At 47.9% G+C, this 18,991-nt stretch carries 17 protein-coding genes and 1 tRNA gene; 4 read left to right on the forward strand and 14 right to left on the reverse strand.

Annotated elements, in window-relative coordinates; all coding sequences use genetic code 11:
* The first annotated feature begins 134 nt into the window (after positions 1-134).
* Positions 135-2,078 carry an EAL domain-containing protein gene (locus tag CLC91_RS10630; RefSeq protein WP_158220727.1) on the forward strand — a complete coding sequence of 648 codons (1,944 nt, stop codon included), beginning with the start codon at positions 135-137 and terminating at the stop codon, positions 2,076-2,078.
* Here CLC91_RS10630 and CLC91_RS10635 read toward each other — a convergent pair.
* From CLC91_RS10635 to CLC91_RS10655, 5 genes are read right to left on the reverse strand one after another with little or no spacing between them, the layout of a single operon-like run.
* Positions 2,075-2,830, reverse strand: a complete 756-nt coding sequence (locus CLC91_RS10635; protein ID WP_095499283.1) for an SDR family oxidoreductase — start codon at positions 2,828-2,830, stop codon at positions 2,075-2,077. The two genes, CLC91_RS10630 and CLC91_RS10635, sit on opposite strands and share 4 nt — an antisense overlap.
* A 9-nt stretch (positions 2,831-2,839) precedes the next feature.
* Positions 2,840-3,850 (reverse strand): Vgb family protein, encoded by a 1,011-nt coding sequence (locus CLC91_RS10640; RefSeq protein WP_095499282.1) that lies wholly within the window; start codon positions 3,848-3,850, stop codon positions 2,840-2,842.
* Positions 3,847-5,019, reverse strand: coding sequence for a YcbX family protein (locus CLC91_RS10645; RefSeq protein ID WP_095499281.1), 1,173 nt, complete (start codon positions 5,017-5,019; stop codon positions 3,847-3,849). Before CLC91_RS10645 ends, CLC91_RS10640 begins: the two co-directional genes overlap by 4 nt.
* Complete coding sequence (locus CLC91_RS10650) at positions 5,012-5,626, reverse strand: glutathione S-transferase family protein (protein ID WP_179287579.1); 615 nt, start codon at positions 5,624-5,626, stop codon at positions 5,012-5,014. Before CLC91_RS10650 ends, CLC91_RS10645 begins: the two co-directional genes overlap by 8 nt.
* A 2-nt stretch (positions 5,627-5,628) precedes the next feature.
* Positions 5,629-6,390: a TerC family protein gene (locus tag CLC91_RS10655; protein ID WP_095499280.1), complete on the reverse strand. Its 762-nt coding sequence runs from the start codon at positions 6,388-6,390 to the stop codon at positions 5,629-5,631.
* Positions 6,391-6,656: 266 nt separating this feature from the next.
* Here CLC91_RS10655 and CLC91_RS10665 point away from each other — a divergent pair, with 266 nt between their 5' ends.
* The gene (locus tag CLC91_RS10665) at positions 6,657-8,684 is read left to right on the forward strand and encodes a S9 family peptidase (RefSeq protein ID WP_095500415.1); all 2,028 of its coding nucleotides are present in this window, start codon (positions 6,657-6,659) and stop codon (positions 8,682-8,684) included.
* 59 nt (positions 8,685-8,743) lie between these two features.
* Here the strand turns inward: CLC91_RS10665 and CLC91_RS10670 are convergent, their stop codons facing one another.
* The 4 genes from CLC91_RS10670 to CLC91_RS10685 form a co-directional block, all read right to left on the reverse strand.
* Complete coding sequence (locus tag CLC91_RS10670) at positions 8,744-8,977, reverse strand: hypothetical protein (protein ID WP_095499277.1); 234 nt, start codon at positions 8,975-8,977, stop codon at positions 8,744-8,746.
* A 38-nt stretch (positions 8,978-9,015) separates the two neighbouring features.
* Complete coding sequence (locus tag CLC91_RS10675) at positions 9,016-9,249, reverse strand: hypothetical protein (protein WP_095499276.1); 234 nt, start codon at positions 9,247-9,249, stop codon at positions 9,016-9,018.
* Between the two features lie 130 nt (positions 9,250-9,379).
* Positions 9,380-9,664: a DUF3861 domain-containing protein gene (locus CLC91_RS10680; protein WP_095499275.1), complete on the reverse strand. Its 285-nt coding sequence runs from the start codon at positions 9,662-9,664 to the stop codon at positions 9,380-9,382.
* A gap of 10 nt (positions 9,665-9,674) precedes the next feature.
* On the reverse strand, positions 9,675-10,790 hold the full coding sequence (locus CLC91_RS10685) for an alkene reductase (RefSeq protein WP_095499274.1): 1,116 nt from the start codon (positions 10,788-10,790) through the stop codon (positions 9,675-9,677).
* Positions 10,791-10,978: 188 nt separating this feature from the next.
* Between CLC91_RS10685 and CLC91_RS10690 the strand changes: the two genes are divergently transcribed.
* The gene (locus CLC91_RS10690) at positions 10,979-11,413 is read left to right on the forward strand and encodes an autonomous glycyl radical cofactor GrcA (protein ID WP_095500416.1); all 435 of its coding nucleotides are present in this window, start codon (positions 10,979-10,981) and stop codon (positions 11,411-11,413) included.
* 156 nt (positions 11,414-11,569) lie between these two features.
* Positions 11,570-13,306, forward strand: a complete 1,737-nt coding sequence (locus CLC91_RS10695; protein ID WP_158220728.1) for an amidohydrolase — start codon at positions 11,570-11,572, stop codon at positions 13,304-13,306.
* Between the two features lie 233 nt (positions 13,307-13,539).
* Here CLC91_RS10695 and CLC91_RS10700 read toward each other — a convergent pair.
* The 5 genes from CLC91_RS10700 to CLC91_RS10720 form a co-directional block, all read right to left on the reverse strand.
* A tRNA-Ser gene (locus tag CLC91_RS10700) sits at positions 13,540-13,627 on the reverse strand.
* A gap of 385 nt (positions 13,628-14,012) precedes the next feature.
* Positions 14,013-15,077, reverse strand: a complete 1,065-nt coding sequence (gene nadA, locus CLC91_RS10705; RefSeq protein ID WP_095499271.1) for a quinolinate synthase NadA — start codon at positions 15,075-15,077, stop codon at positions 14,013-14,015.
* 117 nt (positions 15,078-15,194) lie between these two features.
* A complete protein-coding gene (locus tag CLC91_RS10710; protein ID WP_095500418.1) occupies positions 15,195-16,799 on the reverse strand; it encodes a dihydrolipoyllysine-residue acetyltransferase in 1,605 nt (534 codons plus the stop codon).
* Between the two features lie 10 nt (positions 16,800-16,809).
* Positions 16,810-17,787: an alpha-ketoacid dehydrogenase subunit beta gene (locus CLC91_RS10715; RefSeq protein ID WP_095500419.1), complete on the reverse strand. Its 978-nt coding sequence runs from the start codon at positions 17,785-17,787 to the stop codon at positions 16,810-16,812.
* Positions 17,788-18,969: a thiamine pyrophosphate-dependent dehydrogenase E1 component subunit alpha gene (locus CLC91_RS10720; RefSeq protein ID WP_095499268.1), complete on the reverse strand. Its 1,182-nt coding sequence runs from the start codon at positions 18,967-18,969 to the stop codon at positions 17,788-17,790.
* Positions 18,970-18,991: the final 22 nt, after the last annotated feature.

Consider the following 18,991-nt stretch of genomic DNA (forward strand, 5'->3'; position numbering starts at 1 on the left):
CGATAATCTTAGTTTCTGTCGCTTTATTGGTATTAATATTTCAATTTAATGCATCAAACGATACTATAGCAGGATAATAATTCTTACTATTATCGCAGCAGCATCGCGATTACGCATAAAGGAGTATGCTTTTTATGAGCCTGCAACGTCAGTTACTTGCCCTTGTTTGGTTAGTCAGTTGTATTGGTTTTGGTTTGATGTTGTTTGTAAACCTAAACACGATGCAAAGCAAACTGCTAGAAGAGCAGTTTTCCATCGTCGATCAGGTCGAGCAAATTGCTCAATTAAGCTTGCAAAGCCAACCTGAAAGTTCGTTCATTAGTTTTGTGCCCACTTTGCTCAAACAAGCGCACAGCAACCCCAACATTAAATCCATCGAATTAGAGCTTTTTTCGCCAACCTCAACCTTTCAAGAAAATTCAGTGATCAGCGGCTCTCGAGCACCCAATTGGTTTGCAGGCCTGTTCACCAGCGAGTCCTTCGAAAACCGCATACAATTAGCGCTTCAAGATGGCTCTCAAGCGAATTTAACCATCGTCAGCAACCCCTTTCATATTACCGATCAAGTGTGGGTTCTGTTTAAGCGATTAGTGTTAATTTATGCATTGGCTATTATTTTCATTGGCATGGTGGCGACGCTCATTTTACGTAAGTTGGTGAAACCATTAGCCGCTATTGAGCGCCAAGCAAAAGCCATTGAGAATCGCGATTTCACCTTTCGCAGCGAATTACCCAAGGCGCGAGAATTGCGTAATGCCATTGAAGCCATTAATCACCTGAGCGACATCATCTATAAGCGTTTTAAAGACAATGCCAGTCAAGTACAGAGTTTGAAGAACCAAGTGCAACTGGATCCAGAAACCGGAATCAGTAACCGACGTCACACCATTCAGCAAATTGAAGGCCGTATCGCTGAACGTAAACAGCAATACGCAATCATTATGTTGCGCTTAGCTCAACCGGACCGCATTAGAAAGAATTATGGCTTTCCGGTTTATAACGATTTAGTCAAAGCCTCCATCAAAAGCCTAGACGCCAATTTTAGAAAGTTCCAACCCTTGTTAGGAAGGCTGTCGGAGAACGAATTCTGTGTGCTCATTCCTGCGGTTCTGCCCGGCGATATCAACGCTCAAATCAAACTTTGCGTAGAGCAGCTTAAAAAGCTCCATGAGCAAGGCATATCCCCTAACCAAGAGATATTTGCGATTGCCGGATGCGTTATCCAACCGCAAGACAACGCTTCGAGCTTATTGACTCGCGTTGATAATATGCTGCGTAAGGTCGAAACCGAATCGGTTAATGGCTACAGTTGGCGCGCTCAAAACGAACAGCTTGAGATCATGCGTACCGGTCAAGAATGGGTTGCCCTTTTAAAAGATCGCATTCGTAAGAAGGCGGTCTTAGTAGAGCATCAACCGCTGGTCACCAGCATTGGAGGTCATGCCCTGCATTACGAACTCTATGCCCGTTTGAACGACGAAGTAGATAAAACCATGAATGCCGGCAGCTTCTTGCCCGTTATTGAACAATTCAATCTCGGTACCGAGTTAGACCTAGCGGTGCTTGAGGATGCTTTAACCAAAGAGCTCGATGCCAGAATGTCGCTCAATGTATCCTTAAGTACCATCCAAGATACGCTGTTTTTAAGTCGACTCGCCAGTTTGACTGCCGCTCAAATTGCTAAGATTCAGTTTGAGTTTCCAGAGACTTATTACCAACGGGAACCGCAAACGGTCATGTCGTTTATCAAGATCATCCGCTCCCTTAATATTCCATTTGGTATAGACAACATCGGTAACGCTGGCATCAACCTTGATTACATCGCTAAACTCAGACCCGCCTACGTCAAGCTGTCACCGGCCTTGTGTTTAGCCAGCGATCAAGACAGTTTACAAATGGTGACCATTGTGTGTAATACCGTTCATAACCTTGAAATACCGGTATACGCTACCGCCATTGAGAACCAAGATCAATTGCTCAAGCTATACGACACGGGTATCGATGGTTTCCAAGGTTACATTAATAACGAAGATGCACTCAGCCAAGGCGAGCCCGCCCAAGTGCAATTGCAAAGTTAGGTCATTTTAGCGATCAAGCTTGCCGGCAACCAACGCAAAATCCACGCCACGGGCAACCATGGCCAAGCGGGCACAAACGCCCGCTTTTTGTTGGCTTCTATGGCTGCCACCATGTGTTTTACGCCTTGTTGAGTCGACACACTAAACGGGCGCCTGTTAGACATTTCGCTGATTTCGCTGTCAATGTAGCCTGGGTGCAACAAGGTTACTCGAATCGGTGTTTTTGCTAAATCCATGCGAATGCCTTCGGCTAACGCGCTAAAGCCGGCTTTAGTGGCTGCATAGACGCTCATGGTGCCACCAAAACCTCTCACCGCACTGACCGACGATACACACACCAGTTGCCCGTGTTGTTGACGCCTAAATATGGCCAAAGCGGCTTCACACTGACACAGTGCCGCCACGAAATTGGTCATGGCCGTTTGCTTATTGGCGTAGTATTTACCCGTGCCTAATCGAGCCCCTTTACCCATACCGGCATTTACAATGATTTTGTTAAGGGTGCCAAACTCATCAGCAAACGCCTCAAACACCTCGCTGACCTGATCATCCTCATTAACATCAAGCGCTTTTATAGACACCTTAACGCTCGGATAGGCTTGCTCCAGCTCTTGTTTCAGCGCTTGTAATCTTTCCACGCGCCGAGCACACAAGGCCAGCTGGTATCCTTTTTGAGCGAACTGGCGGGCCATTTCCTCACCAAGGCCGGAACTGGCACCGGTGATTAAGATGGTTTTCGTTGTATTGTTCAATGATTGTTCCTATCCCTTAGGGGTGGCGACGGCAATGTAGCCACTATCAATGCCGAACCAAAAACGATTGGTTTTTGGGTTTAAATACATGTGACGGACACTGCCACCGGCGCTAATGGTCGTTTCGCTGACAAAGGCTCTGCTGTTGGTGTCAAACCCAACCATCACGTTCGGCATAACCCGAGTTGCAGCCGTCCATAAAATCCCGTTGTTGTCGAGTGCACTGCCATAGGGGCCGCTGTTTACGCCCCTAGGCATGGGCCACTCTTCGAAGGTATGGGCTTTAGCGTCGAATCGTCCTACATAGCCTTGGCTGTAGTCTAAATACCAAATGCCATTATGGTCATCCACTTCTAATCGACGCATCCTAGCCTGCTCTCGAGGGAGCGTATACTCGGTAAGTTCAAAGTTGTTCGGGTTGATGTGAACCAGCTTATTACTGCCCAGTAACACCACCCAAACCTGACCTTGATTATCAAGCTTTATACCATAAGGTCGCGACTTTGGCGTATGCATCGGAATGCTGGTTACCTGCTGTGTTTTGACTGACAATTTCCCCACGCCGTTGCTGTGCTGGCTGGTAAACCAAATGTCTTCATTCTTGTCAAACACCAGCGTATGCGGATCTTGCAAACCAGCGGGCATTGCAAAGCGTTGTATGGCTCCGGTATTCGGATCCATTTTGCCAATGTAGCCATCTCGATTGCCGGCAAACCAAACCTGACCGTCTTGGCTAACGATTAAATTGTGTGGGTGAGTGCCTTTAGGCAACGGGAAACGTTTCATTTCTCCGTTTTGCGGATCTAAGCGCGCGAGGTAATTACCATCTTGTCCGCAAAACCAAACCTGACCATTAGGTGCTACGAACGGATCCCGCGGTCGACCGCCCCACTCTACTGGCCACTGTTCTATGGTCAGCTTATCAGCCATGGTTGCCGTTGCGGGTGCTTGCGATTGAGCATCGCTCACAATTAAATAACTGCTCGCGGCGATTAACATCGCGACTATCCGAGTTTTCATGACGTTTTCCTGTTGTTTTTGTTCATGACTGGAGGCTCTAAAGCGAGCTCGACGTTAGATAGAGCCGTGCAGCTGCACGATAAAATTTGATCATCGGTTGTGGTTGCTGTGGCCATAGCACTGGAGTCAACCTCGCCACTGATGAGCGTCATAGCGCAGGTGCCACATTTACCTGCTCGACACTTAAATGGAACCTTAATACCGGCGGCAATGGCTTGCTCTAGGATAGAGCTGTGGTTATTACCGCGAAATCGCTGACCGTTAATGGTGATATCCAGCTCAGTACGTTGCGCCTGCTTTTTCTGAGCGGTAATCTGTTGGCTGGGAGTGCGGTTGGTGCTTGTGGCGTCATCATGATAAACGGGTGCGGTTTTGTGACTGATGACCTTTAGGGCGTCACCACGCTTAATCTCTCCCTCATTTAAGGCGATAAGGTTTTGACCAAACATCACCTCGCCTCGCTCATCGGCTCGAAACTCCGACAACGTAATGAGCGGTTGTTGCTGTGGATGATAACGTCCGGTATTCGGATTTACCGTTGTGAAATTGCATCGACTGCAAGGCTTAGCCACTTTAAAACGTACGCTACCAATCTCTATAATATCCCAGCTGTCTTCAATGAACGGCTCACTGCAGTCAACAACCAAATTAGGTCGAAATTGATCCATGCTATGCGTATCGGGGCTGCGTCGATTAAGCTCGTCAAGCGAGCCTTGGCTAATCAGCAACAGCGGATAGCCATCCGCCATCGACAGGCTTTGGTTAATCTCAGCGCCATGGCGATTGGATTGTTCACCACAGTATAAGAGTTTGACCGGCTCGTTGGCGATAACTGACAACCATTGATCGATGGACTCACTCACGTGGTAAGCACTAAAGTTGTCGCCCCAAACCGTCGCTGGATGAGGCGTCATTGGTTTTGATTGCAAAGTGTATTTGATGTCGCCATGGTTAGGATAACCAAGCTTAAGCAAATAGCCATCAAAAGCGACATTGATGAGCACCAATTGGGGATGGGTGCGAGCGGTCACCATGTCGCCATTTGCCTTGGCTACCATGAAGCGGCGATCAAAGTGCAGACCTTCAGCGCTAATGTAGCCTTGGTCAAGGCTATGCCCTTTTGCGGACTTTACTGGGTAGCAACAGATTTGGCTTAGGCGACTAGTCATGAATAGACTCACTTTGTTTGTTGCCTAATAGCTCACTGGCCACTTGCATTAGCCAGCGCGCTACCGCTGGAAAACGCCCTAACTCAAAGCCACCTTCGTGAGCACAACTGGTGTAGGCGTATAAACTGATGTCGGCAATGGTAAGGTGTTCCGACACCAAGAAACGGCGCCTTGCTAGATGTTGTTCCATGACCGCCAGTGCTTGGTAGCCTCCTTGTAACTTGCGCAAATGCTCCGCCGCGCGGTTAGCGGGTAAACCTTGATACAACTTAATAAAGCGGGCCACCGCGACGTTGGGCTCATGGCTGTATTGTTCAAAATTAAGCCACTGCATAACTTGGGCTTGTTCAAAGGGATCCTCTGGCCATAAACGGGAATGGACCCCTAGGAAATACAATATGGCATTAGACTCGCTAACCACCCGACCATCGATTAATTGAATAACGGGTATTTTGCCGGAGGGGTTGATGGCTAAAAACTCGGCACTGCGGGTCTCTCCGCTGAGTACGTCTACATCTTGCCAGCGGTAGCCAAGATCCAATAAATCACAGATCATTTTAACTTTTAAGCAGTTACCACTGCGGGTATCACCATAAATGGTCATCATAATTAAACAACATCCTTGCTGTTGGTCAGCTTTCTATTTAATTTTAATTGCTTGATATTACGACGCTTTCGATTGGCTATATTCAACAATTCCACGACAAAAGAAAAAGCCATAGCAAAGTATATATACCCTTTCGGTACATGAACCTCAAATCCCTCAGCCACCAAAGTAAAGCCAATCAATAGTAAAAACGCCAGCGCCAGCATTTTTATCGTTGGATTGGCGTCCACAAACTCTCCGATTGGTTTGGCAGCAAACAACATCACCAGCACACTGGACACTACGGCTATCACCATAATAGAAAGATGATCCACAAGGCCTACAGCGGTAATCACTGAATCCAGCGAAAATACAATGTCTAGAATGGCTATCTGTATCAATATGGCGCTAAAACTTGCGTAGGTTGAGGTGCTGCTGCTTTCGCTTGGCACATCAAAACTGGCGTGAATTTCGTGTGTGGACTTTGCGATTAAAAACAAGCCGCCGCCTATTAATATCAGATCGCGTCCCGACAGTTCGTGGTCAAAAACACTGAATAAGGGCTCCACCAGCCCCATTACCCATACCAAGCTAAACAAGAGTAATAGTCGACTTAACATCGCCAGCCCAATGCCCAGTTGTCGAGCTTTATTTCGCTGAGCTTCTGGTAATCGCCCAACCAATATTGAAATGAAAATAATATTGTCGATGCCCAACACAATTTCCAGCGCTACTAAGGTCGCTAATGCGGCCCAAGCTTCTGGACTCGATATCCATTCGAACATGACATGCTTGCCTTAATTTCAAAACCTTTGCCATAAACTATAAAGCGAAGCTGCATTAATTAACAGATGGATAACGAATTGTTACTTTTTCATAATATCGATCCGCGCGAGCGCTGTGATTCTCGTGGAGAATCCGCTCTAACAATCATAAGACCAGTTAAGATTAACCATTCTCGTTTGAGCTGGTTATACTTGAGTCGCAATCTTGGCGAGCGCAAAATTTACTGCGCCTACAATAACAACACCCTACAACAAGGAGATACTTTGTGAAGAAGCTAATGATAGCGCTTCTGAGCTTGCTCGTGCCTTTAGCCCACGCAACGGCCGAACAATCTCAAACGCTTTCCGTAGAAGTACTTTGGAAGTTAAACCGCATTGGTAACCCCATCATTTCCGCTAACGGCGAACACGTTGTCGCTCCGGTAACCAAATTTAACGTAGAAAGCGATAAGGGCGCGACTCAGTTGTGGCTGTTTGACAGCAAAGGCAACAGCCAACGCCCGCTTACCAGTGAAGGCTTGCGTGCGAGCGAAGCCACCTTCAGTCCAGATGGCAATACCCTAGCCTTTATCAGTAAGCGCGAAAACGACGACGCCGGTCAGGTGTATTTACTGCCCATGAATCAAGCGGGTGAAGCTCAGCGTTTAACCCAAGTTCCGGGTGGCGTTTATGGCATTAAGTGGGTCGGCGAGCACATCTACTTTATAAGTCGCATTTTCCCGGGTAAAGACTGGGAAGCCATGAAGTCTCAACTAAAAGAGAACAAAGACAACAAAGTCTCGGCGCACCAATGGAACGCCCTGCCTTACTCTTACTTTGATCACTGGATAGACGAAGAGCGCAGTGCGCACGTATTCCGAATTCCGGTTAAAGGCGGCGACATTGAGCCTGTGACCCAAAACTTCAGTCTTGAGTTACCTCGAGGCAATCAAGGCTCTTACAGCTACGACGTCGATCCAAGCGAAACCTACATTGCCTTTAACAGCAACGGCTCCGACAACCAAGTGGATCCTAAGGTTGACTTGTTCTTAGGTAAAATAGGCGGTGACAAAGCGGACAACATAACCCCTGACAATCAGGCGCCGGATGCCAATCCGTTATTCAGTCCAAACGGTAAAACCTTGGCCTTTACTCGTCAGTTGATCCCAGGCTTTTATGCCGATACCGCTAACTTAGTTCTGTTTGATGTAAAAAAACGCTCTGAGAAAGTCATTACCACAGAATGGGATCGTTCCGTTGCTCGTTTTGTATGGATGCCAAACGGCAAAGGTTTCTACGCCGCCATCGATGATGCTGCCACGCGTCGCATTTATTCTATCAACGCCAGTAACGGCAAGGTTAACGCCATTACTAAAAACACCAACTTTGGCGCGCCGTCCATTTCTAAAAACGGAATCATGGTCGCGGCAAACGATAGCTTTTTATACCCTCCGAGAGTCGTAAAAGTTGATACACGTAACGGCAAAACAACCCGTTTAGATAGCTTTAATGACGACATATTAAAAGATGTGGATCTTGGTACCTACGAGTCGGTGACTTATAAAGGCTACAACGACGAAGACATTCAAATGTGGGTTCACTATCCTCCGGGCTTCGACAAAACCAAGAAATACCCACTATTTATGTTGGTTCATGGTGGTCCTCACAATGCCATTTCCGATGGTTTCCATTTTCGTTGGAACGCCCAAACCTTTGCCTCTTGGGGCTATGTAACCGCGTGGCCAAACTTCCACGGCTCTAGCTCATTCGGACAAGACTTTGCCGATAGCATTAACCCGGATTGGAAGAACAAGTCACTTGAAGATGTGATGAAAGCCACCGAGTGGTTTGAAAAGCAAGATTACATCGACAGCGACCGGATGGTGGCCGGTGGTGCCAGTTATGGTGGCTACCTAACCTCGATTATTCTTGGCGAAGATCACCCGTTTAAAGCGCTGCTGATTCACGCTGCGGTTTATAACATGTATTCGCAAATGGCGGCGGACTTCTCGGTTCACAGTACTCGCTTTGGCAACTACTGGGAAAAACCAGAAATCTATAAGAGCATCTCACCGCATTATTTTGCCGATGGATTTGATACACCAACCTTGGTTATCCATGGTCAATTGGATTACCGCGTGCCTGTTGGTCAAGGTTTTGAGCTGTTTAGAACCTTGCAAACCCGTGGTGTTGAGTCGCGGATGATTTATTATCCAGACGAGAATCACTGGATCATGAAGCCAAATAACTCCATTTATTGGTACAACCAAGTGGAAGATTGGATGACGCGCTTTGCCGAGCCCGGCGCCCAGTAACCAAAAAGGGGGCCAGGCCCCCCTTTCCTAAAAAAGAAAAAGGGGCCTGGCCCCTTTTTTTAGCGAGTTTTGTCGCAATGGCAAACTCGCTGACCGTTAGTGTCGAGTTTTTCCCGATAAAAGCTAGGTCCGCACTGCCGCTTTATCTCTGTGCACGCGGCTCCTTGGCTATAGATAATTTGATTGGGCGCTAAACCTGTTGGATCGTCATTCGGTTGTTCGTAGCTGACACAGCCGCTCAAAGCCAATACCGCAAAACTCATCCCAACAACCAACATACTGCGAAACACCATATTCTTCCTTCATGAACCATCGATATGTTGGTATTACTTTACGATTTTTTAACCGTCTTATCATGATTCACGTCACATTGATCCCAGTCGGTCGCATTTTTTTCACAATCGGTGGCGTCGGCTATTTCGATGGTTCGCAGTTGATGAGTTTTTTGATCAAGCACATTGTAGTGATAATCTTCATGGACAGCGGATTGCTCGGTTGACTGTGGCGCTTGAGAGCATCCAAACAAGCTCAAGCTTAGCAATCCAAATACCAGTGTCTTAGTCATAACATTCAACCAGTTAAATATCTTAAAGAATGAATGCCACACTCTAACAAATGCATAAGCTTAGTGTGGTGTTACAAACCACACTCATTGTGTGCCTAGGTGATGTTTACATTGGGTAATTTACAGCATTTTAGTTATTCTTAACCGCTTTCATAAACTCGGTAAAATGGGGCTTAAGTGCTTTAAAGGTTGGATGGTTGCGATGATTAATGAGCACCTGCCCAAACAACTTAAGCCCAATTGCAAACTCAGTCGCTTCATCATCGCTTAATTCCAATTTACCCTTCATTTGGGAGACTATATGAAACAAGTCTTCGTTATTGCGCAATTCAAAGCTTAACGGACTTGCTGCAATCGCATTGCCTTTATTGTCCTCAAGGTGCTCAATCGTAAATTGGTATTTATGTCCTTTCATTTTTTTCACCTCAGTAAGTCACTATTGATGCCTGATAGCTGGGATAATCGCAATAACCTTTATCATCGCCACCGTAAAATTGCTGACTAGCTTGCTCTGTTAAGGTCGCTAACGGCCAATTATGCGAAAAACGCTCAACCAGATCTGGATTACTAATAAAGGCGGTTCCAAACGCCACAAAGTCCACCAAACCCTGCTCGATTATAGATTGTGCAGAATGGTCGGTATGTCCACCGGCTAACATTACCTGCCCACTGAATACTTGCCTCACCTTGCAACGAAACTCATTAGGTGCTGATTCATCGTTGGACGGGTTCTCGGAAAAATGAACGTAGGCCAACCCTAACGGCTCGAGCGCTTGTAATAGCTTAATGGTCAAGTCCGCCATTTCAGGATCTCGATGGCCTCCTTTTTCCAACAAGTGAGGTGAAATCCGAACCCCTACCTTGTCAGCACCCACCGCGTTAACAACTCGCTGAGTCGTTTCCACTAGCATTCGAATACGGTTTTGTTGAGAGCCCCCGTAATCATCATCACGTTTGTTGCTGCTCATGCGCATAAAGCTGTCAAACAAATAACCATGCGCACCATGAATTTCAACGCCGTCAAAGTTGGCCTCCATCGCATTACGCGTAGCCTGTACGAACTCTTGCTGAGTTCGCTCAATATCATGCCGGTCCATCGCTTTAGGCACTTGCGTTTCAATCATGCCAAAACCACCATCACCCAAAGGTCCGTACACTTTGTCGGCGACTTTTAGTGCGGACGGAGCCAAGGGTTGTGCCCCGGAAATGCGAGAGTGACCTCGGCGACCAACGTGCCAAAGCTGCACAAACACTTTGCCTCCTTGTTGATGGATGGCCTCAGTTATTAAGCGCCAGCCATCGATGTGAGCTTGCTGATAGATACCCGGCGTGAGCGAATAGCCACGAGCCGCAGCCGATACCGGCGCACCTTCGGTGATAATTAAGCCTGCGCTGGCTCGCTGCTGATAATAGCGGGCCATGAGTGCATTCGGGACATTCCCAGGTTGAGTGGTGCGGGCTCGGGTCATCGGCGCCATCACCACGCGATTGGATAGCGTCATGGAACCGAGGCAAGCAGGACTTAAAAGATTGGCCTTCATCGAACGACCCTTGGTATGAGAATGAGCATAACTAACCATACCACAGCACAGACGCTCTGTTGCTCACTTATTGAAACCATTAAGCCATTGTCTAAATTGACCGTTTAAGGTAAAGTCGCGCCGGCAATGGCTAGGAGAGCGTCTTAGTTTTCCTTATCAACAAGAGTACATTCAAGAGGTAGTACATTATGAGTCAGGTTATTGGAATTCAAATTACATCCGCGGCAAACGATGCTTTAGTAGGCTCTATCTGGATGTTAGACACAACCTCTGACGAGATGCGTCATTTAGCCTCCAAAGGTGAGTTGTTCAACGCCGATCAGCTCGTCAACAAAAGTGAGTTGGGCGAATTTGACTACAGAGAAGTAGCAGTAGAAGCACCGGCATTTCGAGAAGGCGGCCAGCATCTTAATGTAAACGTATTGGATCGTGAAACTTTAGTAAAAGTGATGGATGCTCAAGAGCGGATCGAAACCGGCAATGCAAGCAACGATGACCACGCCATTGTGAACGAAGCCGCACAGCTAACCATTCGAGTGTCGGGTTACGCGGTTCGCTTTAATTCGCTCACCTTAGCTCAACAGCGCGACGTAGTCGCCCGCACCTTCACGACTTCAATGTAAGGCCCCCTATCCTTTTTACCCAAAACCGAGCTTGCGCTCGGTTTTTTTTAACCTTCATTCAACCAACATTCATCGATAGCGTTGGCGCGTCAGTCTTTATTAGTCTTTACTAAAATTAAGATTGTATTAACCAGTTTGGTGAAACGAATGTGCAATTTGAATCGAATCATAATTTTACTCACACTCACAAGCTTTACTGCGTTGGCTAACGAAGCAGCAGACATCATCTACACCAATGCAAATGTGCGGACAATGAACGAGACGCAACCACGGGCTGAGGCTGTGGCCATCAAAGGCAATAAAATTGTGATGGTAGGCTCGGCAGTTAACGCTAAAAGCCTAATAGGAACCGATACTCAAGTCATCGATTTGAAAGGTAAAACCGTCTTACCCGGCTTCATAAGCACTCATGATCATTTGATTGCATCGCGGTGGACGACTTCCGGCGTACAAATATACGATGCCACCTCAAAAGCAGAAGCGTTAGCTAAAATTAAAGCTTACGCTGAAGCAAACCCCGATCACAAGGTGATAAAAGGCGTTGGTTGGGACAAAAATATGCTGGAAGGCATGCCAATTGCTACCGATCTCGACAAAGCGGTACCCAACCGTCCAGCCATAATTCTTGATAACACTATTCACGATGCGTGGCTTAACAGCGCCGCGCTAGAAGCCGGCAATGTCACCAAAGATACGCCTGACGCTGTGCCCGGTGTTACTTACTGGGTGCGCGATGACGATGGCAACCCAACCGGTGCCGCCATCGAAATTCAATGGTTTCAATCCTACATTGATATCGGTGCGTGGGATCCGGATGCTATGATTCCGGAAAGCGCTGACTACCTGCTTAACTTAGCGGCTCGAAACGGCACAACCATGGTTTTAGTTCCTGGCATTGTTACGCCGAACATAAAAGACGTCCACGGCGGGATGGAAAAGGACTTCGTAACGGCAATGGATATCCTGCAAGAATGGGCTGACGCTGATAAGTTACCGCTGAGGGTTCAAGCCCAACCGTTTTTTAAAACGCCGGTGGGCGATCCTCATCGCTTTGTCGATTTTGGCGCGCGGATGAAACAGAAATATAACAGTGACATATTGCGAACTCGAAGCTTAAAAATCCACCCCGAAGGTAATACGGTTGCCGGCACAGCCCCCTTTGTCGACCCTTATAAAAACCAGCCAACCCATCGCGGAAAGTTTAACGTACAGCCCGAAACAACAATGGCCATCGTTACTAAGGCGGCGAAAGCCGGGTTAGATGTTTTCATTCATACCGACGGTGATCGCTCATCGCGAGCGGCGGTGGATGCTATATTAGAAGCCCGAAAAATCAATCCAGATAGTCGCAGTGCCCTGCATCACGCGATTTGGGTTCACCCAGACGACCAAAAACGCATCATAGAGAATCAAATTCCGGTTAACTCAACACCCAGTTTTACCAACACTTTTGGTGGCGGCAAATTAGACAATGAAAGAATGATTGGTTATCCGCGCATCGACACTTCTTTAGGGCGCTATGCCCACTTTGCCCGTAATGGCGTGAAAGTCAGTATTTCTGCTGACGTACCCAGCACCTCACCTACCATGCAAGCACCTTTGTTTGTGGTCGATGGCGCGACGACTGGTATCGATATCTCAAATCCTAACAATACCGAGGTATTTCCTCCCAATTGGCAACCTATGACCATACATCAGGCTATGCGTGCCATTACCATTGATGCGGCTTGGATGTTAGCCATGGAAGATAAAGTGGGTAGCCTAGAGGTGAACAAGTATGCCGATTTGGTTATCTTAGAATCAGACCCCTATGACGCCAAGCCAGGGACCGCTCATCAAATTCCACTGTTAATGACGGTTATGAATGGGCGGGTAACGCATGAAGCGCAATAGCAGCGGATAAACTAACAACGAAGGGTCAACCTCTCCCCTATAGCAAAAAACCGAGCTTGCGCTCGGTTTTTTTTATGTGGCGGTGAGTGAGAGATTATTCAACAACGTCCTGTTGTTGCCCCTGCGGGCACCTTCGGCGATTCAAAAAGGTGTCCTACCTTTTTGTCGAACTCTCGAGAGTTCTAACCTCTCCCTCAAACGAAAAAAACCGAGCTTGCGCTCGGTTTTATATGTGGCGGTGAGTGAGAGATTCGAACTCTCGATACATTGCTGTATACACACTTTCCAGGCGTGCTCCTTCAGCCACTCGGACAACTCACCAATCGTTGCTATAGGCAACGGAGCGCTACTTTACGCAAATCACAGCAGAGGGTCAAGCAAAAACCCGTGCAAGCTTTGCAATCGCGCAATTGCTGAGCAAACAGTTGTGCCGATCACAATAATACCGAAATATGAGGCTGAGCTTTACTTTGGAAATAAAAAACTCGTTTAACTACTCATAAATGGGTATTCTGCAACTGCTCGATGAAAGCAAAACGATGAACTACTTTTCTAAATCGGGCCTTTCTTATGGATTACTGCACAAATCCTAAGAAAGTAAAGACGACGCTCCTAAGTGTTCTGCAGGGCGGAGCAACGTCTCTATCATAGCGGCCTATTTGGCCGCTTTTTTCTTGGCTTTGCTATTCAAGCCAAGCACTGACGACTAGGCGTTGCCCTTAACCTTCATTTTTAACGCCTTGGCAAAATTCAACATGCGCTCAAGCGGAATCATCGCCTTTTTAGCCAACTCGTTATCAACAAACACTTCGTGAGTGCTTTTATCTGAGTCCGATAAAGCCGATTCTATCGCTTTTAAGCCATTCATCGCCATCCACGGGCAATGCGCACAGCTCTTGCACGTTGCGCCATTACCACCGGTTGGCGCTTCAATGAAGGTTTTGTTGGGCGCCAGTTGCTGCATCTTATAGAAAATGCCTTTGTCCGTTGCCACGATAAAGGTGTCGTTTTGCATGTCCTGGGAGGCTTGAATCAGCTGACTGGTGGAGCCGACCGCATCGGCTAGTGCTACCACGTTAGCAGGCGATTCCGGATGAACCAAAACCGCCGCACCAGGGTTTTGAGCTTTAAGCTCGCGCATAGCATTGGCTTTAAATTCGTCATGAACAATACAAGCACCCTGCCACATCAGCATTTCAGCGCCGGTTTGCTCGGCAATATAGCTACCAAGGTGTCTATCGGGTCCCCAAATGATTTTTTTATCTTCTGAGTCCAAATGCTCAACAATCTCAAGAGCAATGCTCGAGGTGACTACCCAATCTGCGCGGGCTTTTACCGCTGCCGAGGTATTGGCATAAACCACAACAGTATGATCGGGGTGGGCATCGCAAAACTCGCTAAAGGCTTTTTCTGGGCAACCCAGATCCAAAGAGCATGTCGCCTCGAGTGTTGGCATGAGCACGGTTTTCTCGGGGCTTAATATTTTGGCGGTTTCCCCCATAAAGCGCACACCGCAGATAACCAGAGTGTCGGCTGGGTGCTCTGCTCCAAAACGAGCCATTTCCAACGAATCCGCAACGCACCCGCCGGTTTCTTCCGCCAATGCTTGAATTTCAGGATCGGTATAGTAATGAGCAACCAAAACGGCATTATGCTGCTTTAGCAAGGCTTTAATTTGCTCGATATAGGCCGATTTTTGTTGTTGGCTTAGGGGTTGTGGTTTGGGCGGGAACGGATAGTCCATCGCCGCAACGTCCAGAAATTGACTCATAGTGCTACTGCTTTGTTATTAAGATTGGGCCATTATACTCCCTTGCTCTCCAATAAAAAAGCGCAGCCGGTAAGGGCTGCGCTCATTATCTTAAGTAAAAATCGTGTCGCCAAAGCGCTAGCGAAGATTAACCAATAAGGTTTGCGGTTTCTCTAAAAACGACTTCCACAAATTATTAAAACGAGCAATAGTGCCACCATCGATGACGCGATGATCGCCCGACCAACTCACCTGCATAATTTGACGAGCCTGAACCTGACCGGCGTCGTCGAACCTTGGCAGGGTTTGGGTGCGCCCGAGCGCCACAATCGCCACTTCTGGCTTATTGATGATAGGTGTAGCAACCGTGCCACCAATGGCACCAATATTGCTGATAGAAATGCTGCCACCGCTCATTTGCGTAGGGGCTAAACGCCCTGCTCGCGCTTGATTAATAATGTCAGTCAGTTCTTGGGCAATTTCCAAAATGCTCTTGTTTTGGCATTGCTTAATGTTTGGTACCAACAAGCCTATGGGCGAATCCACCGCAAGACCAATGTTGTGATCCGCCACGTAAGTAAGCTCGGTGCAATCGTCATTAACTCGAGCGTTCATCACCGGAAATTGCTTAATCGACTCGCTTAACGCTTTAATGAAAAACGGCATCATGCTGAGCTTTAAGGTGTCCGTTTGATAACGGGCCTTCATGTCGTTTCTAAGGGCTACTAACTCGGTGATATCGAACTCTTCGCAATAGGTGAAGTGCGGAATGGTGGACACCGATTGCGTCATCGCTTTGGCCATGGCCGCTTTAACACCGCGAATTGGCTCAACTTTATCTTGTTGAGACGATACCGTTGTGCTCGCTAAAGGCTCTGCGGCTTGCGCAGTTGCTTGAACAGGTTGATCCCCCTTCACAAAAGCTTCGATGTCTTGCTTATACACCCGCCCTTTGTCGCCACTACCCGGCACTTGCGCAATATCCACGCCTTTGATCCGTGCCAATCGACGAACCGCGGGACTGGCCAGCGCTTTGCCTGGTCGAACCGTTTTCGGCTGTACCGTTTTTGGCGCTATTGTCTGTGTCTGGTCGCTGCTGGTCGCCGTTGAGCCCGTATCACTCACCGGCGCTTGCTCGGTGCTCGCCTCTGTTGCTATTTCGATGGCAAACAGCGGTTTATGCACTTGAGCCACCTGCCCCTTAGCGCAGTAATGCTTAACAATAACACCATCAGCGATGGCTGGAATTTGCACCAAAGCTTTATCGGTCATAACCTCGGCTACCGGCTGATCTTCTTTAACCGCCTCGCCTTCTTCCGCCAACCATTCCATTAGCTCACATTCAACAATGCCTTCACCAATGTCGGGTAGCAAGAAGTCGTGGATCTGGGTAGCGCCACTTGCTGCGCTCGGTGCAGTTACAGAAGCCGCTTGGTCAGAGCTTTTATCAGAGCTTTTATCAGAGCTTTCTGCAACACTGTGACCATCATCGCCTGTTTGCTCTCCATCCACTTCGATTTGAAAAAGCGGTTTATGCACCGCGGCAATGTCGCCTTTATCGTAATAAAGTTTGGTAATAACGCCCGCATGAGGGCTTGGAATACTCACTAACGCCTTGTCTGTCATAACGTCGGCAATTGCTTGGTCTTCTTCAACTCTGTCGCCTTCTGCGACCATCCACTCCATCAGCTCGCATTCAACGATGCCTTCGCCAATATCGGGTAATATAAAATCTTTAGCCACGCCAGACTCCTTAATAATTCACGGAGGCTACAATGGCCTCATAAATTTTATATTGATCCGCCATGTATTCTTTTTCATGAATCAGCGGATAGGGAGTATCTAGGCCGCAAACCCTTGAAATAGGCGACTCTAGGCTTAAAAAGCATTCCTGCTGAATGCGCGCGGCGATTTCACCCGCAAAGCCACCGGTAAGCGGCGCTTCATGGGAAATGAGCAAACGGCCTGTTTTTCGAACCGATTCGGCAACGGTGTCAACATCCCAAGGCGTTAAACTGCGCAGATCAATGATTTCGCAGCTAATGCCTTTCTCCTCGGCCATAGCAGCGGCTTTTTCAATAATTTCCAGTTGTGCGCCCCAGCCTAACAAGGTGATGTCATCACCGTGGCTCATGACTTCGGCCTTACCCAAATCGATGTGATAATCGCCCTCAGGCACTTCACCAACACTGGCGCGATACAGACGCTTAGGCTCAAAGAAAATCACCGGGTTGTCGTCACGAATACTGGCCAGCAACAAGCCTTTGGCCTGATACGGGTTGCGCGGTACTACGACTTTTAGGCCGGGAGTTTGGGTAAAGTACGCCTCCGGCGATTGGCTGTGGTAATGACCACCGGCAATGCCGCCACCATAAGGCGTGCGCACCGTGAGTCCGCCAACGTTAAATTCGTTGCCACTGCGATAACGAAACTTGGCCGACTCATTTACGATTTGGTCAAAGGCTGGGAAAATGTAGTCAGCAAACTGAATCTCAGCAATGGCTTTAAAACCATTAGATGCCAAACCGTTGGCAAATCCTAGAATACCCTGTTCCGTAAGCGGCGTATTAAAGCAGCGGTCTTTACCAAACTTCTCTTGTAAGCCTGAAGTGGCTCTGAATACTCCGCCGAAATGGCCCACATCTTCACCAAAGATGAGCGCTTTAGAATCCTCTTTCATGGCGATCTCAAGTGCTTGATTGATCGCCTGTAGCATATTGATCTTAGCCACTTATTTTACTCCCTTCGCCGTCTTTGGATAATGCTGCGGATAGTTGGCAATGTGCGCTTTTAGCTCGTCGTATTGCTTTTCCAAATCCGGTGTTGGCTTGTCATAAACGTCTTCAATGATTTCTCGAAGTGCCGGTGCTTCCACTTTTTCCGATACTTTAAGTTGCGCAAGTACCTCTTCGCGATACTGCTCGTAAAGCGCTTCCGATTGGGCTTCAGTAAGCCAGCCTTTGTTGATCATCCACAACTTAAAGCGCAGCACGGGATCGTGCTCGCGCCATTTGGCTTCTTCTTCTTTGGAGCGATAACCGGATGGGTCGTCGGAAGTTGAGTGCGGCCCTAAGCGGTAACTCATGGCTTCAATTAACACTGGTTGGTTTTGTTCAACCGCATATGAGCGCGCTTGTTGAGTGGCGGCTAACACCGCCAGCATATCGTTGCCGTCAACGCGAATGGTGCGAATGCCATAGCCCACACCGCGAGAAGCGATGCCATCACCGGCGTATTGTTCCTCGGTTGGCGTAGAGATGGCGTAACCGTTGTTACGGCACAAGAACAGCGCCGGAGCCTTGAGTACCGCTGCCATGTTCAAACCAGCGTGGAAATCGCCTTCGGAGGCGGCACCTTCACCAAAGTAGCAAATGGTGGATAAGCCTTCGCCAGCGAGTTTTTGGCTGTAAGCAACACCAGTTGCTTGAGGAATCTGCGTTCCCAGCGGGCTGGAAATGGTTTGATAATGCAATTCGGCACTGCCGTAGTGAATCGGCATTTGTCGGCCTTTGCCTAAATCCTTGGCGTTGCTGAACAGTTGGTTCATAAACTGTTCGGTGCTAAAGCCACGGTAGCGAATTGCAGCGTGCTCACGATATTGCGCCAGAATAACGTCTTTGTCATTCAACGCCGCAACACTGCCAACAATCGAAGCTTCTTCGCCAATGCAGGTCATGTAAAAGCTTACTCGGCCTTGACGTTGGGCGGCGATCATACGCTCGTCCAGTACGCGAATGTATACGCAAGTGTCGTACATGCGCATGGCCAATTCTTGGTCAATGTTTGGCAGAACGGCGTCGTCATAGACGGTTCCGTCGGCCTGTAGAATTTTGAGCAAAGGGATATCGAGCGCGTCTTTCTCTATAAAACTGACACGATGAGTAATGTTATTTTTGGCTTTTGTCTGGCCCATACTTATCTTCTTTTGTTATGTG

It is taken from the genome of Paraferrimonas haliotis, from assembly GCF_002282895.1.
Classification (GTDB): Bacteria; Pseudomonadota; Gammaproteobacteria; order Enterobacterales; family Shewanellaceae; genus Paraferrimonas; species Paraferrimonas haliotis.

What these genes read in the sequence shown, in the direction of transcription:
- CLC91_RS10655 (WP_095499280.1), bottom strand. Translation starts at nt 6,390, where the DNA reads ATGTTCGAATGGATATCGAGTCCAGAAGCTTGGGCCGCATTAGCGACC.
- CLC91_RS10680 (WP_095499275.1), bottom strand. Translation starts at nt 9,664, where the DNA reads ATGAAAGGACATAAATACCAATTTACGATTGAGCACCTTGAGGACAAT.
- CLC91_RS10720 (WP_095499268.1), bottom strand. Translation starts at nt 18,969, where the DNA reads ATGGGCCAGACAAAAGCCAAAAATAACATTACTCATCGTGTCAGTTTT.
- CLC91_RS10645 (WP_095499281.1), bottom strand. Translation starts at nt 5,019, where the DNA reads ATGACTAGTCGCCTAAGCCAAATCTGTTGCTACCCAGTAAAGTCCGCA.
- CLC91_RS10690 (WP_095500416.1), top strand. Translation starts at nt 10,979, where the DNA reads ATGAGTCAGGTTATTGGAATTCAAATTACATCCGCGGCAAACGATGCT.
- CLC91_RS10650 (WP_179287579.1), bottom strand. Translation starts at nt 5,626, where the DNA reads ATGATGACCATTTATGGTGATACCCGCAGTGGTAACTGCTTAAAAGTT.
- nadA (WP_095499271.1), bottom strand. Translation starts at nt 15,077, where the DNA reads ATGAGTCAATTTCTGGACGTTGCGGCGATGGACTATCCGTTCCCGCCC.
- CLC91_RS10675 (WP_095499276.1), bottom strand. Translation starts at nt 9,249, where the DNA reads ATGACTAAGACACTGGTATTTGGATTGCTAAGCTTGAGCTTGTTTGGA.
- CLC91_RS10630 (WP_158220727.1), top strand. Translation starts at nt 135, where the DNA reads ATGAGCCTGCAACGTCAGTTACTTGCCCTTGTTTGGTTAGTCAGTTGT.
- CLC91_RS10640 (WP_095499282.1), bottom strand. Translation starts at nt 3,850, where the DNA reads ATGAAAACTCGGATAGTCGCGATGTTAATCGCCGCGAGCAGTTATTTA.
- CLC91_RS10670 (WP_095499277.1), bottom strand. Translation starts at nt 8,977, where the DNA reads ATGGTGTTTCGCAGTATGTTGGTTGTTGGGATGAGTTTTGCGGTATTG.
- CLC91_RS10685 (WP_095499274.1), bottom strand. Translation starts at nt 10,790, where the DNA reads ATGAAGGCCAATCTTTTAAGTCCTGCTTGCCTCGGTTCCATGACGCTA.